17 protein-coding genes and 1 tRNA gene are annotated in these 15,209 nt (G+C 65.3%); 6 read left to right on the forward strand and 12 right to left on the reverse strand.

Features of this window, described 5'->3' with window-relative positions; all coding sequences use genetic code 11:
* Positions 1-113 precede the first annotated feature (113 nt).
* Positions 114-797, forward strand: a complete 684-nt coding sequence (locus tag N6L26_RS09030; protein ID WP_263605263.1) for a queuosine precursor transporter — start codon at positions 114-116, stop codon at positions 795-797.
* On the opposite strand, the gene N6L26_RS09035 is transcribed toward N6L26_RS09030, so the two are convergent.
* The 7 genes from N6L26_RS09035 to folK form a co-directional block, all read right to left on the reverse strand.
* Positions 794-1,309 carry a DUF421 domain-containing protein gene (locus N6L26_RS09035; RefSeq protein ID WP_263605264.1) on the reverse strand — a complete coding sequence of 172 codons (516 nt, stop codon included), beginning with the start codon at positions 1,307-1,309 and terminating at the stop codon, positions 794-796. The genes N6L26_RS09030 and N6L26_RS09035 overlap by 4 nt on opposite strands.
* Before the next feature lie 44 nt (positions 1,310-1,353).
* Entirely contained in the window at positions 1,354-2,199 is an 846-nt protein-coding gene (fghA, locus tag N6L26_RS09040; RefSeq protein ID WP_263605265.1) for an S-formylglutathione hydrolase, read from the reverse strand.
* 2 nt (positions 2,200-2,201) lie between these two features.
* A complete protein-coding gene (locus tag N6L26_RS09045; protein WP_263605266.1) occupies positions 2,202-2,858 on the reverse strand; it encodes a CoA transferase subunit B in 657 nt (218 codons plus the stop codon).
* Positions 2,858-3,583: a CoA transferase subunit A gene (locus tag N6L26_RS09050; RefSeq protein WP_263605267.1), complete on the reverse strand. Its 726-nt coding sequence runs from the start codon at positions 3,581-3,583 to the stop codon at positions 2,858-2,860. Before N6L26_RS09050 ends, N6L26_RS09045 begins: the two co-directional genes overlap by 1 nt.
* Positions 3,583-4,695: an S-(hydroxymethyl)glutathione dehydrogenase/class III alcohol dehydrogenase gene (locus N6L26_RS09055; protein WP_263605268.1), complete on the reverse strand. Its 1,113-nt coding sequence runs from the start codon at positions 4,693-4,695 to the stop codon at positions 3,583-3,585. The genes N6L26_RS09050 and N6L26_RS09055 overlap by 1 nt, the downstream gene beginning before the upstream one ends.
* 57 nt (positions 4,696-4,752) lie before the next feature.
* Positions 4,753-4,828 (reverse strand) — tRNA-Lys (locus N6L26_RS09060).
* A gap of 73 nt (positions 4,829-4,901) precedes the next feature.
* The gene (gene folK / locus N6L26_RS09065) at positions 4,902-5,387 is read right to left on the reverse strand and encodes a 2-amino-4-hydroxy-6-hydroxymethyldihydropteridine diphosphokinase (RefSeq protein WP_263605269.1); all 486 of its coding nucleotides are present in this window, start codon (positions 5,385-5,387) and stop codon (positions 4,902-4,904) included.
* Positions 5,388-5,439: 52 nt separating this feature from the next.
* Between folK and N6L26_RS09070 the strand changes: the two genes are divergently transcribed.
* Positions 5,440-6,861, forward strand: coding sequence for a M20/M25/M40 family metallo-hydrolase (locus tag N6L26_RS09070; protein ID WP_263605270.1), 1,422 nt, complete (start codon positions 5,440-5,442; stop codon positions 6,859-6,861).
* On the opposite strand, the gene N6L26_RS09075 is transcribed toward N6L26_RS09070, so the two are convergent.
* Genes N6L26_RS09075 through N6L26_RS09085 form a run of 3 tightly spaced genes read right to left on the reverse strand, consistent with a single transcriptional unit; the run spans position 6,858 to position 9,006 of the window.
* The gene (locus tag N6L26_RS09075) at positions 6,858-7,277 is read right to left on the reverse strand and encodes a hypothetical protein (RefSeq protein ID WP_263605271.1); all 420 of its coding nucleotides are present in this window, start codon (positions 7,275-7,277) and stop codon (positions 6,858-6,860) included. The genes N6L26_RS09070 and N6L26_RS09075 overlap by 4 nt on opposite strands.
* 2 nt (positions 7,278-7,279) lie before the next feature.
* Positions 7,280-8,143 (reverse strand): N-carbamoylputrescine amidase, encoded by an 864-nt coding sequence (gene aguB, locus N6L26_RS09080; RefSeq protein ID WP_263605272.1) that lies wholly within the window; start codon positions 8,141-8,143, stop codon positions 7,280-7,282.
* A 38-nt stretch (positions 8,144-8,181) separates the two neighbouring features.
* Complete coding sequence (locus N6L26_RS09085) at positions 8,182-9,006, reverse strand: class I SAM-dependent methyltransferase (protein WP_263605273.1); 825 nt, start codon at positions 9,004-9,006, stop codon at positions 8,182-8,184.
* 106 nt (positions 9,007-9,112) lie between these two features.
* On the opposite strand from N6L26_RS09085, the gene msrA reads away from it, so the two are divergent.
* The 3 genes from msrA to N6L26_RS09100 all read left to right on the forward strand — a co-directional run bounded on the left by msrA (position 9,113) and on the right by N6L26_RS09100 (position 12,089).
* Entirely contained in the window at positions 9,113-9,649 is a 537-nt protein-coding gene (gene msrA / locus N6L26_RS09090) for a peptide-methionine (S)-S-oxide reductase MsrA (RefSeq protein ID WP_263605274.1), read from the forward strand.
* A gap of 136 nt (positions 9,650-9,785) precedes the next feature.
* Positions 9,786-10,604, forward strand: coding sequence for a hypothetical protein (locus tag N6L26_RS09095; protein WP_263605275.1), 819 nt, complete (start codon positions 9,786-9,788; stop codon positions 10,602-10,604).
* Between the two features lie 99 nt (positions 10,605-10,703).
* Entirely contained in the window at positions 10,704-12,089 is a 1,386-nt protein-coding gene (locus tag N6L26_RS09100) for an alpha/beta hydrolase (protein WP_263605276.1), read from the forward strand.
* Here N6L26_RS09100 and N6L26_RS09105 read toward each other — a convergent pair whose 3' ends face one another.
* On the reverse strand, positions 12,090-13,340 hold the full coding sequence (locus N6L26_RS09105) for an RsmB/NOP family class I SAM-dependent RNA methyltransferase (protein WP_263605277.1): 1,251 nt from the start codon (positions 13,338-13,340) through the stop codon (positions 12,090-12,092). It lies immediately after the preceding gene.
* Here N6L26_RS09105 and N6L26_RS09110 point away from each other — a divergent pair.
* Positions 13,339-13,554 (forward strand): DUF1674 domain-containing protein, encoded by a 216-nt coding sequence (locus N6L26_RS09110; protein ID WP_412071323.1) that lies wholly within the window; start codon positions 13,339-13,341, stop codon positions 13,552-13,554. The genes N6L26_RS09105 and N6L26_RS09110 overlap by 2 nt on opposite strands.
* A 238-nt stretch (positions 13,555-13,792) precedes the next feature.
* Here N6L26_RS09110 and N6L26_RS09115 read toward each other — a convergent pair whose 3' ends face one another.
* Complete coding sequence (locus tag N6L26_RS09115; protein ID WP_263605278.1) at positions 13,793-15,205, reverse strand: cytochrome P450; 1,413 nt, start codon at positions 15,203-15,205, stop codon at positions 13,793-13,795.
* Positions 15,206-15,209: the final 4 nt, after the last annotated feature.

A 15,209-nucleotide genomic window follows, 5' to 3' on the forward strand; every position in this document is an offset into this window, starting at 1 on the left:
GGAGGACTAATTGCGGATGAAATCAGCCGCTGTCTTGCGCGCGCTGCCGCAATAGTCAATTTTCGGGAACCGCCGACGGCCTCGCCGTCCACCAAACTTGTCGAGGCCGAGTGATGACCGAACCCGCCAACGAGACCCGTCTCGCCGCTGCTGCCATGCCGCTGGGGCAGTTCGTCTACACGCTGCTCTATGGCGGGATGACGGTGCTGGCGGGCGTGCTCGCCTTCAAGCAGGTGCAGCTGTGGCCGACCGACCTGGCGGTGGAATCGGGCATTTTCGCCTTCCTCCTGCTGGTGGTGATCTCGAGCACGATGGCGCAGCTCTATGGCGAGAAGCTGGCCAACCGGATCGTGTGGTGGGGGTTCATCCCGCTGCTGGTGGCCTCGCTGCTCATGCAACTGGTCCTTTCGCTCCCCGCCTCGACCGAGATGTCGCAGTTCCGCGGGGACGACCTCGCCGCGTTCGAGCGCGTCCATGCGACGCTATGGCGCGTGTGGCTGGCGGGACCGGCCGCCTATATCGTCTCGCTGCTGCTCAATGTCTGGATCTTCTCGCGCCTGCGCGGTTCGTCCGAGGGCGCATCGACGCTGTCGCTGATGGCGCGCGGAGCGATCGCATCGGCGCTCAGCCAGGCGATCGATTCGGTGATCTTCATCACGCTCGCCTTCTATGGCCAGTTCGCGATCACCAACCTGTTGATCGGGCAGATCATCGCCAAGGTCGTACTGAGCCTGGTGCTGGTGCCGTTTCTGATTACCGGCGGGGTCGCCTTCGCCCGCTGGCTCGACCGCCGCTAGACGCGCTTTACGTTCTCGACGATCGTCTCCTCGAGATGGTCGCCGTGCAGCACCGACACGTCGCCGGTGGTCTCGAGCACCACTGCGCGCACCTGTCCTAGATCGAGCACATTGGCTTCGCGCAGCTTGGCGACCAGATCGCTCTTGGCAACGCGCGTGTGCGTCAGCGCATCGTCGCAGAACTTGCCGTTGCGCATCAGGAAGACCGGATCGTTCTGCATCAGGTCCTCGACATGATCCGAGGTCTTGCGCAGCCGCGCCGAGGTCGCCTGGACGAGGAACAGGCCCGCCATTGCGACCATGGCCTGGGCGAAGGCTTTCCAGTCGCTCGCCTGCGCCGCGCCCGCAATGAGACTGCCGAGCGCGATCGTCATCACGAAGTCGAAATTGGTCATCTTGGAGAGCGAGCGCAGCCCGTTGAGGCGGATCAGCACCACCACCCAGATGATGGCGGCAATTGCCAGCAATACGCCGCGGGCGATTGTATCTGGCCAGGGAGTGTCGAGTATCATGCTGCCCCAACGCATGGCGGGCGCGAATCTATCCCGCCCAGCGTTCAGCCCTGCAAATGCCGCGCGTGCCAGCCGACATGTTCGGCCATGAAGCTCGAGATGAAGTAATAGGAGTGGTCGTAGCCTTCCTGCATGCGGATGTCCGCCGGCATGTCGGCGGATTTGCAGGCATCGACCAGCAGATCGGTCTTGAGCTGTTCCTCGAGGAAATTGTCCGCCGTCCCCTGGTCGACCAGCAAGTTCGCATGGCGCGCTCCGTCGTCGATCAGCGCGCAGGCATCGTATTCGCGCCAGTCGCTGCGGTCTTCGCCGAGATAGCCGCCCAGCGCCTTGTCGCCCCACGGGCAGTTCAGCGGGCTGACGATCGGCGAGAAGGCGCTGATCGAACGGAAGCGGTCGGGATTGCGCAGGCCGATGGTCAGCGCGCCGTGGCCGCCCATCGAATGGCCGGTGATCGCCTGCCGCTGCATGTCCGCGGGGAAATGCTCGGCCAGCAGCGCGGGCAGTTCCTGTTCGATATAGCTGCGCATCTGGAAATGCTGCGCCCAGGGCGCCTGCGTCGCATCGACATAGAAGCCCGCGCCCTGCCCGAAATCATAGGCTTCGTCATCGGGCACCCCTTCGCCGCGCGGCGAGGTGTCGGGCGCGACGAAGATGATCCCGTGCTCGGCGCAGGCAGCGCGGTATTCGCCCTTCTCGGTGACGTTGGCGTGCGTGCAGGTCAGCCCCGAGAGGAACCACAGCACGGGCAATTTCTCGCCTGCTTCATGCGGCGGGACGAAGACCGAGAAAGTCATCTCGGTCCCGGTGCTGGTGGAGGCATGGCGGTAAACGCCCTGTACGCCAGCGTGGCTGCGGTTTTCCGCGACCGTCTCGAGACCCCCCACCACGTTTAGAGTGCCACCTCGTACTTCGCGGTGGTCTTCTCGGCGATTTCCTCGACCGTCACGCCCGGCGCCAGTTCGACCAGGCGGAATGCGCTGCCGTGGTCGGGCCGTTTGAACACCGCGAGATTGGTCACGATCATGTCGACCACGTTCTGTCCGGTCAGCGGCAGCGTACATTCGGGGATGAACTTGGGGCTGCCGTCCTTCGCGGTGTGATCCATCACCACGATGATCTGCTTGACCCCGGCGACGAGATCCATCGCGCCGCCCATGCCCTTGATCATCTTGCCCGGGATCATCCAGTTGGCGATGTCGCCGTTCTGGGCCACTTCCATCGCGCCCAGCACGGTCAGGTCGATATGTCCGCCGCGGATCATGGCGAAGCTGGCCGCGCTGTCGAAATAGGCGCTGTGCGGCAGTTCGCTGATGGTCTGCTTGCCCGCATTGATCAGATCGGCATCGACCTCGTCGGGGTAAGGAAACGGCCCGATGCCGAGCATTCCGTTCTCGCTCTGCAGCGTGACATGCATGCCTTGCGGAATGTGATTGGCGACCAGCGTGGGAATGCCGATGCCGAGATTGACGTAATAGCCATCGCGCAATTCCTGCGCGGCGCGCGCGGCCATCTGGTTGCGGTCCCAGCCTGCTGCTTCCTGGGGCATCAGGCGCTCTCCCTTTCGCGAGTGGTCTCGAATTCGATCTTCTTGTCGTACGGCGCGCCCACGATCATGCGCTGGACATAGACGCCCGGCAGGTGGATGCAGTCGGGATCGAGGCTGCCCGTGGGCACGATCTCTTCGACCTCGACCACGCAGACCTTGCCGCAGGTCGCCGCGGGCTGGTTGAAATTGCGTGCGGTCTTGCGGAACATGAGGTTGCCGGTTTCATCCGCCTTCCACGCCTTGACGATAGCGAGGTCGGCAAAGATGCCGCGTTCGAGGATATAGTCCTCCATCTGTCCGTCGCGATTGGCAAAGCTCTTCACTTCCTTGCCCTCGGCGACCTGCGTGCCGGCACCGGTCTTGGTGTAGAAGCCGGGAATGCCCGCGCCGCCGGCGCGCATGCGTTCGGCCAGCGTGCCTTGCGGGCAGAATTCGACCTCAAGCTCGCCCGACAGAAACTGGCGCTCGAACTCCTTGTTCTCGCCGACATAGGAAGAGATCATCTTCTTCACCTGCTGCGTGCGCAGCAGCATGCCGATGCCTTCATTGTCGATGCCTGCATTGTTGCTGGCGAAGGTCAGCCCCTTCACTCCGCTGTCGCGGATCGCGGTCAGCAGGCGCTCGGGAATGCCGCACAGGCCGAAACCGCCACTGGCAATGAGCATATCGTCGCGCAGCACGCCGTCGAGCGCCGCTGCGGCATCGGAATAAATCTTGTCTGCCATCAGTATACCACCACGCTGCGGATGCTTTCCCCTGCATGCATCAGGTCGAAGCCCTTGTTGATTTCCTCGAGCGACAGGACATGGGTAATCATCGGGTCGATCTCGATCTTGCCGTCCATATACCAATCGACGATCTTGGGTACGTCGGTACGCCCGCGCGCTCCCCCGAACGCGGTGCCGCGCCAGTTGCGCCCGGTCACCAGCTGGAACGGCCGCGTGGCGATTTCCTTGCCCGCTTCAGCCACGCCGATGACAATGCTGGTGCCCCACCCGCGATGGCAGGCCTCGAGCGCGGTCCGCATGACTTCGGTATTGCCCGTGCAGTCGAAGGTGTAATCGGCGCCGCCGTCGGTCATTTCGACCAACTTGGCGACGACCTCGTCGCGGCTCATACCCTTGGTGTTGAGGAAATGGGTCATGCCGAACTTGCGGCCCCATTCCTCGCGGTCGGAATTGATGTCGATGCCGATGATCATGCCCGCACCCGAAAGCCGGGCGCCCTGGATCACGTTGAGCCCGATCCCGCCGAGGCCGAACACGACGACATTGTCGCCCACCTGCACCTTGGCGGTGTTGGTTACCGCGCCGACGCCGGTGGTTACGCCGCAGCCGATATAGCAGCTGGTCTTGAACGGTGCGTCTTCGCGGATCTTGGCGACCGCAATTTCGGGCAGCACGGTGAAATTGGAGAAGGTCGAGCAGCCCATGTAGTGGAAGACCGGCTCGCCCTTGTAGGAAAAGCGGGTGGTCCCATCGGGCATCAGCCCCTGGCCCTGGGTGGCCCTGATGGCCGTGCACAGGTTGGTCTTGCCGCTGAGACACGATTTACACTGGCGGCATTCGGGCGTGTACAGCGGGATCACGTGATCGCCGGGCTGCACGCTGGTGACGCCCGCGCCCACTTCGCGCACGATGCCCGCGCCTTCATGGCCCAATACGCTGGGAAAGATGCCTTCGGAATCGAGCCCGTCGAGCGTGTAGGCATCGGTGTGGCAGATGCCGGTGGCCATGATCTCGACCAGCACCTCGCCTGCCTTGGGCCCTTCCAGATCCAGCTCGACAATTTCGAGCGGCTGCTTGGGGGCAAAGGCGACTGCGGCGCGGGTTTTCATGGATGACGGCTCCGGACTATGGGTGCCGGCGCACCGGCCTCGGGGCGGAATTCAATGTGGTGAGCCGTGCTGGGTTCGAACCAGCGACCTACTGATTAAAAGTCAGTTGCTCTACCGACTGAGCTAACGGCCCGACCACGGCGTGCCACCTAGGGGCGCTGTCGCAGGTGGTCAAGCCGGTGATGCGGCCGATACCGCGCCTGCGCTCAGGAAAGCTGCGCGGCCAGCTGGCGCACCGTCAGATGCGTCACCGGATCGTGCCAGTGCGGCGCGATCTCGGCGGCGGGGCGCAGAACGAAGGCGCGCTGCCGGAATAGCGGATGCGGGATGGCCAAGTCGCTGGCGTGCCAGGCCCCGCCGCTCCACAGCACGATGTCGAGATCAAGCGTGCGCGACCGCCAGCGCTCTCCGCGCCGGTTGCGACCGAAGGCGCGCTCGATGTCCTGCAAATTCTCCAGCGCGTCGGGCGGGGCGAGATCGCCCGTGATGATCGCCGCGCCATTGGCGTAGCGCCGCAGCGACGGGCCGACCGGCGCGCTTTCGATCACGCGCGCAACCGCCTCGACCTCCCAGCCGCTTTCGGCCAGCGCCGCTACCGCTGCCGCCAGCACCGCGCGCGGCGCGCCCAGCCCCGGCACCCGGCGGTTGGAGCCCAGCGCCACCAGATATCGATGCTCGCTTGCCTCGCCCATGCCCCCGCCCTAGCGTCCCCGCCGACAAGTACCAAACGGGAGCGGCAGGCGAATGAATATCAAGGCGATTCTGGCAGCAGGTGCGCTGGCCATGGCAGGGCAGGCAGTGGCGGACGATCATGCCCCGCGCGACCTGACCGCGCATGAGCAGCCCGTGCACGACATCTATCGCGATATCATCGCCTTCCGCACGGCGGCAGGTCACGGGCAGATGGACGACATGGTCGCCTATCTTACCACTCGCCTGACGGCGGCGGGATTTGCCAGGGACGATTTGCTGGTCACCGATTACGACAGCGAAGGCGATCCGACGCAGGGGCTGGTCGTGCGCTACCGCGGCGATGGCTCTGCGAATGCGAAGCCGATCGTCATGCTCGCGCATATGGATGTGGTCGACGCGCTGCCCGAAGACTGGGAGCGCGATCCCTTCACGCTGGTCGAAGACGAAGGCTATTTCTTCGGCCGGGGGACGCAGGACAACAAATACGGTATCGCCAATCTCACCGGCACCTTCATTCGGCTGAAGGAAGAGGGCTGGACACCAAACCGCGATCTCTATCTGGTTTTCTCGGGTGACGAGGAAACCGGCATGGTTTCCACCCGCGCGCAAGCCCGCTGGGTGGCGGACAATGTCGACCCCGCCTATATCCTCAATTCCGATGCCGGCGGGATCGGGCTGGCGGACGATTTTTCCCCGCTCGCACAGCAGGTTCAGCTGGCGGAAAAGACCTATGTCACCTTCGATGTCACCGCGACCAATCCGGGTGGCCATTCCTCGCGCCCGCGCGGTGACAATGCGATCTACGACCTCGCGGGCGCGCTCACGCGGATCTCGCAGCTTCAATTTCCCGTGCGCGAGAGCGCATTGACCCGCAGCTATTTCGGCGCGCTCGGGCAGAGCATTCCGGGCGAACTTGGCGCGGCCATGCGGACCTTTGCCGCCGACCCCGCCGATGAGGATGCAATCGCGCTGATCAGCGCCGATCCGGGCTATGTCGGCACGCTGCGCACGACCTGCGTGGCGACCATGCTCGACGCCGGCCATGCCGAGAACGCGCTGCCGCAATCGGCCAGTGCCGCGGTGAATTGCCGGGTCTTCCCCGGCGAAGGGGTGGCTTCGGTCAAGACCGCGCTTGCGCGGGCGATCGGCAATGAAGCGATCACTGTCACGCAGCGCGCCGAGGCGACCGAAAGCCCGATGAGCGCCTTTCCTGACGAGGTCCGCGATGCGCTCGCCAAATCGCTCACCGCACGCTTCGGGCAGGCGATCCCGATGATCCCGACGATGTCCTCGGGCGGGACCGACGGGATGCATTACCGCGCGCTGGGTTACGACACAGTGGCCATCGGCGCAGGCGCGAGCCGGCCGCAGGACATCTATGCGCATGGCCTCAACGAACGGATGCGGGTCGATGCCTTTTACGCCGGGCTCGACCATTGGAGCATCGTGCTGAAGGAGCTGGCGGGCGGCTAGAACAGCTCGTTCGCAGCTTCGCGGGAAGTGAATTCGCCCAGGATCAGTTTGCGCCTGCGCCGGAACACGCCGGTGGTCGCAAGCGTGAAAGGCGCTGCCACGTCGCGCGAATAATTCGCCGCCCGCAGCCGCACCTCGATCGCCGGCTCGGCGCTGCGGTACAGCACGATGGCGGCTGCCTGGATGGTTTGATCGGTAGCGCGGGGCCGGAGCACCTGGACCAGCCGGTCGAGCACCCCCTGCGCGCCTTCGATGGCGCCGGTCTCGAGGACTGCGACATTCTGGATGACGCCATTGGCGCGCAGTTCGAACACCAGCGGGAAAAACGTCCCGTCTTTTTCGATCCGGGCGATCGCGGCTTCGAGCGCGGCGGTGAAGAGAGCGTCGAGCCGTGCCTGGTCGATGCCCGCAGCCAAGCTCAGATATCCTCGCTGATCCGCCCGTAGAGCTGCGGGCGGCGGTCTCGGAAGAAGCCCATCCCCGCACGGTGCTTGCGCGCCCGGTCGAGATCGAGCGTGGCGGTCAGCACCCCTTCGCCCGAGCCGCCGAATTCCTCGACCAGATCGCCCCATTCGTCGCTGATGAAGCTGTGGCCGTAGAAGCTTTGCTGGCGGTCGGCGGGGCCTTCGTGCCCGATCCGGTTCGCAGCGCATACGGGCATGCAGTTCGACACCGCATGGCCGATCATCGCGCGGCGCCACATGCGGCTGGTGTCGAGATCGGCGTCATAGGGTTCGGAGCCGATCGCGGTGGGATAGAACAGCACTTCGGCGCCCTTGAGCGCCATCACCCGCGCGCATTCGGGATACCATTGGTCCCAGCAGATCCCCACGCCGATGCGCGTGCCGAACACATCCCACACCTTGAACCCGTCATTGCCCGGGCGAAAATAGTACTTCTCTTCGTAACCGGGCCCGTCGGGGATATGGCTCTTGCGATAGGTACCCATGATGGCGCCATCGGGGCCGATCATGGCCAGCGTGTTGTAATAGTGCTGCCCGTCGCGTTCGAAGAAGCTGGTCGGGATTGCCACGCCGAGCTTAGCCGCCAACGTCTGCATCGCCTGCACGCTCGGGCTTTCGAGCGTGGGATGCGCGAGGTCGAACAGCTCTTCCTCTTCCGTCCGGCAGAAATACTCGCCCGCGAACAGTTCGGGCGGCAGGATGACCTGCGCGCCCTTGCCCGCGGCTTCTTCCACCAGCGCAGACACGGCAGCGATGTTGTCGGCCGGCTCGGGGCGGGCGAGCGGCAATTGCAGGACGGCGACGGACAGCTTTCTCATGCGCGCGAGATAGGCAGCCGCCGCCGTCCAGACAATGGCTACTGCGCCTTGCGGAACAGCAGCGTCATGCGGTCGCTTTCGCCGATCGCTTCGTATTTCGCGCGGTCCTGGTCGCCGTAGCGCAGCACCGGCGGGAGCGTCCAAACGCCGCCTTCCCAGTTGGCCGGATCGTTCGGATTGGCGTTAATCTCGCTTTCGCCGGCCAGTTCGAAGCCGTTGGCAGCGAAGATCGCCACCACATCCTGCTTGCGCATATAGCCACGCTGGCGCGCGCCATAATCGTCGTAGCTCGCGCCTTCGGGCGCGCGGTGCTGGACCACGCCAACCATGCCATCGTCCTTGAGCATCATGCGCGCTGCCTTGAGCACATCATCCGCCGCATTGCCGATATTGAGACCGTGCATCGAGCGGAAGATCAGCACCCGGTCGACCGTACCGGCGAGGTTTTCGGGCATTTCATCGATCTCGAACGCAGTCACTGCATCCGCCTCGACACCGGTCATTTCGGCGACCTCGGCCTTGAACCGTTCGGTCCAGCCCTTGGCGCGCGCTTCCTGCGCCCGGCTGTTGTAGGTGCCGCCGTCGCTATCCTGATCGAAGGCGATATAGCGGCCCGTGCCGTGCAAATAGGGCGCCAATACGCGCGTGTACCAGCCGCCCCCCGGGCCGTATTCGGCAACCGTCATATCAGGCGCAACCTGGAAGAATTCGAGCGTTTCGGCAGGGTTCCGGTACTGGTCGCGCGCGCTGTCGTCGCTGCGCGTATCTGCCGCGAGCACGGTTTCGAGATCGGCGGCGTGGTTGTCGGCGGCAAGCGGTGCCGCGACCAGGGTGGCAACGGCGGCGGTCAGCATAAGACGCATGGAAAATCCTCTCCTCAATTCATCCGGCAGCGTTCTGGACCTGCCGCGGGTGGATGACAAGGCGAAGACGGCTTCCTATCTGCTGAGCACAAGGAGATTGACGAGTATGGCACAACAACAGGCGATCGTTGCCGGCGGATGCTTCTGGTGCACCGAAGCGGTGATGAAGGACGTCATCGGCGTCGATAAGGTGGAAAGCGGCTATATCGGCGGGCACCAGCCCGATCCGACCTATAAGGAAGTCTGCACCGGCAACACCGGCCACGCCGAGGGCGTGCGCGTCACTTTCGACGACGAACAGATCACGCTGGCGCAATTGTTCGACGTGTTCCTGGGAACGCATGACCCGACCCAGCTCAACCGGCAAGGCAACGATGTCGGCACGCAGTACCGCAGCGCGATCTTCCCGCTCGAGGGGCAGGAAGACGAAGCCCGCGCTGCAATCGCACGCTGGAACGACGAACACCCCGGCCAGCAGGCGGTCACCACGATCGAGGGCGGCGAATGGTATCCAGGCGAGGATTACCACCAGGAATACTGGGAAGGCGAAGGCCAGCGGAACCCTTATTGCCAGGCGGTCATTCCGCCCAAGCTGATGAAGCTGCGCAGGAGCTTCCAGAAGTATCTCAAGCAAGACGCCTGAGAAAAAATCCCGCGGGTCCCACGGAGCGACCGCGCCGGGGCTGATTTCGCGATCGGGAAGGAGCCGCGCGGCATCCGGCACAGCCGCCACGCGCGGGACATTGTAGGAAAGCGCGCAAGCTGCAATTGTCGGCGCCATGCCGGGAACACCTACCAAGGCCTTCACCCACGGCCATGCCATTCAGGAGGACGGCAGCGTCGTCTTCGCCTGTTCGCAGGACGATGCGCTGTGGCCGTGGACGCTGATCGGCCCGCATCACCCGGGCGCGATCCAGGCGGCGAGTTACTGGCTCGGCGTCGAGAATGCCATGGCGCTGGGCGGATGGGACCCGGACAAATGGTCGGCGCTGACCTGGACCCGTTGGAGCTGCGGTGAACCCGGCGCTGGGCGGATGGCCCGCGGCCGCTATGAACGGACGCAGATCGAAGGCAAGGAAAGCTTCTCGATCCAGCTTTACGATGCGCAGGATGCGCCGATCTGCCACCTCGATGGTCGCGGCGTGGTATTCCGCACGCGCGATTTCGCGAAATGGCGCAAGGAGGCCAAGGACCGCGGGGAGGAGCTCGGATCGGACCGCTTCGCCTATGCCGCGCGCGAGGCGCTCGGGATCGCACCGGGCGAATTCCCCTTCCTCGGCCCGTTCGACGGCACCGCCGCCACCGGCCTGCTCGACCACGCCAACGCCATGCCGCCCGCCCATCCCTGGCTCGACGGCTCGGGCGATCATGTGAACTCGGCGCATCTGGCCGAAGTCGCCCGGCAATTCGTCAGCCTGCTGCGCGCGGGCCGGTCGTTCCGCGTCACCGATGCCGAGATGCGCTTCGACCGCTATGTAGAACTGGGCGTACCCTTCACGGTCGAGCGGGCCGTGGGCGATGCGGATTGGGTAAGGATGCAGCTGCGCCAAGCGGGACGCGATTGCACATGGATCGACTATCGCATTGCCGAGGTCTAGCCGCCGGTCGGGGTGACTGGGGTGGTCGTCGAACATGGCTTTGCTTTTGAAGCCATGACCTCCCGGGTGGCATTGATCCCTTTCCTGCAGGAACTTACCTTGCCTACAGCCTCTCGTTTCCTCGCCGTCCTGACCGCTTTGCTCCTTCCCCATGCAGCGCAGGCGCAGGTGGGCGGCGATGGGACGGAAGCGGCATTTGCGGCGTGCGCGGACGCGGGGTCGCATCTTGCGCTCGCCGACACGCAATGCGCGCTGGTATCGGCCCCGCTCGACCATGCGGCGCCCGAGCAGGACGCGATCGACCTGTTCGTGCGCAAGATTCCCGCGCGCGGACCCGCGCAAGGCGAGCTCTGGCTGATCGCCGGGGGGCCGGGCGAATCGGGGGCCTCCTTCTACCCCTTCATCGACACGCTGCGCGCGGCAGCGCCGGGCTTCGACCTGATCGTGCCCGATCACCGCGGCACGGGCTATTCGGCGCGGCTGTGCCCGGCCGAGGAAAGCGCGCAAAGCGACGGCGGGATGGCTTTGGAGGGGGCGGAATGGGAGAGCTGTATCGGCGCGATGCATGCCGACCCGCAGCGCACGCAATCCTTCACCATCACCAATGCCGCGCATGACATCACGCTGTTGATGAGCGAGCTGGGCAGCGGAGACCGGCGCTATCTCTATGGTGTTTCCTATGGCACGCAGCTGGTCCTGCGCACGCTGGCGGTCACCCCGCCCGCATCGCTCGACGGGGTGATCCTCGATTCGCTCGTTCCCGCGGATGACGATATGCGCCACGACCTCAGCCGCCGCTCGCAAGTCACCGATACGATCGGGCGGCAGGTGCTGCGGCAATGCGATGCAAGCGCCGAGTGCAGCCGGTATTTCGACCGCCCGCTGGAACAGGCGGTGGCCGACCTCCTCGCCGATCCGGCCCTGTCGGAGCCGCTCGGGGCGAACCCGAAATATCTGCTCGCAGCGCTGATCGACTTTCCCGAGACGCGCGCGATCCTGCCCTATGTGATTGCCGGTCTGCGCCGGGGCGAGACCGCGTGGCTGGATCATGCCAAAGCGCAGCTGGGCGGCGTACAGGCGCGGTTCGCGGCGTTTCCGCAATTCGGGTCCTCGATCCCGCTGGTCAGCCTGATCAGCCGGTCGGAGAACAATCGCCGCCCCGATCTGACCGCCGAGATGATCGCCGAAGAGGAGGCCGGACTGCTGTTCGCCAGCCCGCTGCCCCGCCATTTGCTGCCGGGCGGCTTCCCGACATACGATGCGGGCGAGGCGCTGGGACGGATACCCGCAAGCCTCCCGCCCACGCTGGTGCTGCAGGGCAAGCTCGATCCCAAGACCGCCTATGACGGCGCGGCTGCCTATGTCGACCGGCTTGGCGCGGCGGGCAAAATCGAATTGTCCGCCAGCGCGACCGCGCCGCATTATCTGCTGATGACCGATCCGGACTTCTTCATCACCGAAGTCGGGGACTTTATCGGCGAATGATCAGGCTTCGCGTCGCCAGCGGGCGATGAAGAACCCGTCGAGGCCGCCCGCTTCAAAGAGCATGCCGGGGTCGGTGCGGATCCAGCCCTCAGCAGTAGCCGCCAGCCCTGCCGGCAATTCGTCCGGCTGGACCGGAGCCAAGGGCATAGCGAAGGCGTCCGTCTGGTCCTCGCCCTCCTCGCGTTCGAGCGAGCAGGTCGCATAGACCAGCGTGCCGCCCGGCTTGAGCCAGCCCTGCGCCTGTTGCAGCAATGCGGTCTGGAGTTCGGCCATCTCCTCGATCTGCCGCGTACCGATCCGGTGCAGCACATCGGGATGGCGGCGGGCGGTGCCCGTGGCGGTGCAGGGCGCGTCGAGCAGGATGGCGTCGAACTGATGCCTGGGCTCCCATTTCAGCGCATCGGCGCGGACGGTATTGGCCTTCAGCCCGGTGCGCTTGAGGTTCGCCTTGAGCAGGTCGAGCCGGCGCTTGGAAATATCGAGCGCGGTGACCTGCCAGCCCTGCGCCGCCAGTTGCAGCGTCTTGCCACCCGGCGCGGCGCACAGGTCGAGCACATGGCGCCCCCCTGACCCGTCGGTGCCCTGCCCCAGCAGTCGCGCAGGCAGCGAAGCGGCGAGGTCCTGCACCCACCACGCACCCTCGGCAAAGCCGGGCAGCGTCTCGACATTGGCGCCGCGCGGCAGGCGCAGGTGGCCGGGCATCAGGGTGTCGGCGGAAAGCTGGACTTGCCAGTGCGCGGTTTCGGTTGGATCGCGCAACGTCAGGTCGAGCGGGGGTGGTTCGGCAAGACCGGCGGCCATCGCCTCGGCCCGCTCACCCCAGCGCGCCGCGACTTCGGCGGGCAGCGTCGGCGCGGCAGGCAGCACCGCTTCGCGCTTGGTCAGCGTCGAGAACACGCCATGCGCCAGCCGCCGCGGACCGCCCGCGAGCAGGTCGAGCCCCGTCGCCACCACCGCATGCGGCGGCGTGCCCAGCCGCAGCCACTGCGCAAGCATCATCCGCAGCACCATGCGCGCCTTGGCGTCGTGCGGCAGCGGCTTCTTGGTGGCGTTGTCGATCAGCGCGTCGAGATCGACCAGCCAGCGCAATACTTCGCTGGCGATGGCGCGCGCGAGCGCCTTGTCCTCGAACTTGCGCAAATCCTTGGTCGCGGTGTTGAAGGCGATGTCGAGCGTCTCGCCGCGGCGGAACACGGCGTCGAGCAGGCGCAGCGCGGCGCGGCGTGCGTGGATACCTTGGGGTTGGGCCATGGCCGCGCCCCTACCCGCACTTGCACAAAGCCGCCAGCGGCATCATCTTGGCACCATGCCCAAACGCGCCACCACCCGCCCCGCAGGGTTCGAAAAGCCCGCCCATTGGACCAACGACGCCCCGCCCGCGCCCAGGAAGGGCAGCGATGACGAGGAGCTCAGCCCGACGCGCTATGGCGACTGGGTGAAGGACGGCATCGCGATCGATTTCTGAAATGATGTTCCGGTTGCGCACCGACATCCGTCGGTGCGTCCTCGGGGCTGTTCCTCCGCTTCGCTACGGACCCCTGCGGGCGGGCAGTCGCCCTTGCCGGCCCTCATTCCGGGCCGGGGCTAGCACTACTCGATCGCTCGGCGAGATTCCCCGCGCCGCAGGCGAGGCAAGGCCGACTGGCCGCCCGCAGCGACGCGACCGTCAGGTCGCGTGAGCGAGGATGCCCGATAAAACCGAGTCAGATCGCCGTAAGCTTGATCTTGAGCCCGTCCTTGGGCTTGGGGATCGGCCACGCCTGCCATTCGGGATCGCCCGCCGCAAGTTCGATACGGTAGCGCGGCAGCATTTGCGCCAGCAGGATCTTCACCTGCATATAAGCGAAGTGCAGCCCGAGGCACATATGCGCGCCGCCGCCGAAGGGGACCCAGGCGTATTTGTGGCGGGTCTTCACCTGGTCGGGCGTAAAGCGCATCGGATCGAAGGTGTAGGGATTGTCCCAATGCTCTTCGTCGTGATGCGTATAGTGGATGTTGATCCCGACATGCGTGCCCGCGGGGATGTGATAGCCGCCATATTCGAAGGATTTGAGCGCACGGCGCGGCATCGACGGCACCGGCGGGACGAAGCGCAGCGCTTCCTTGAACGCCATTTCGGTCAGGTCGAGCTTGCCCAGATCGTCATATTCGAGATCGCGCGGGCGGCCATTGGCATCGCTGCCCCCGGTGACCGCGGCGATTTCGTCGCGCAGCCGGTCCTGCCATTCGGGATGCTTGGCGAGCAGCCACAGCAGCGAAGTGGCGCTGGAGGTGATAGTGTCGTGCGCGGCCATCATCAGGAAGTTCATGTGGTCGACCACCTCGTCGACCGGCATCAGGCTGCCGTCTTCGTATTCGGCAGTGGCAAACTGGCTGAACATGTCCTGCCCGCCGCCCTCGGCGCGGCGGCGATGCGTTTCGCGCGTAAAATAATCGACCAGGAAGGCGCGGCCATCGACGCCGCGCTTCATTTGGGTGAACGGCAGCGGCTTGCGCACCGGTGCGACGCTGGCCTGGACCATGTCGACGAAGGCGGTGTTGATGCGGTCAGCCTCGGGGCCCCACGGAATGCCGATGAAACTGTCGGCAGCCAAATCCAGCGTCAGTTCCTTGATCGAGGGATAGAAGAGCATTTCGGCGTTCGGGCCATTGCCGCCCCATTCCTCGACCCGCTTGGCGATGCCGCGGTTCAGCGCGTCCGCATAATGCCGCATCGGGCCGGGCTTGAACGCGATCGACAGCGCCCGGCGATCGGCACGGTGATGGTCGAAATCGATCAGCATCAGACCGCGCGGGAACAGCTTGTCGAGGATCGGCCCCCAGCCCTGTTCGGAGCTGAAGATCTTGTCGCGGTTCATCAGCAGCATCTCGTTGGCCTCGGCCCCGATCAGCGCGACGTTCCAGCCACCAAAGGCCTTGTTCTTGTAAACGCGGCCGTATTTTTCGACCATCCGCTGTGTCTGGCCATGCGGGTCGGCGAGCATCTTGAAAGTGTTGCCGACGATCGGCCAGCCTCCCTCACCGGGAATATGCGCAAGCGCATCATCGCCAGGATTGCCTTCCTGCCAATGCGATGGCGCGGTCTCGGCAGGATGGTGCGGGGCAAGCGTGGCCATTAGG

It is taken from the genome of Qipengyuania sp. SS22 (assembly GCF_025736935.1).
Lineage (GTDB): Bacteria > Pseudomonadota > Alphaproteobacteria > Sphingomonadales > Sphingomonadaceae > Qipengyuania.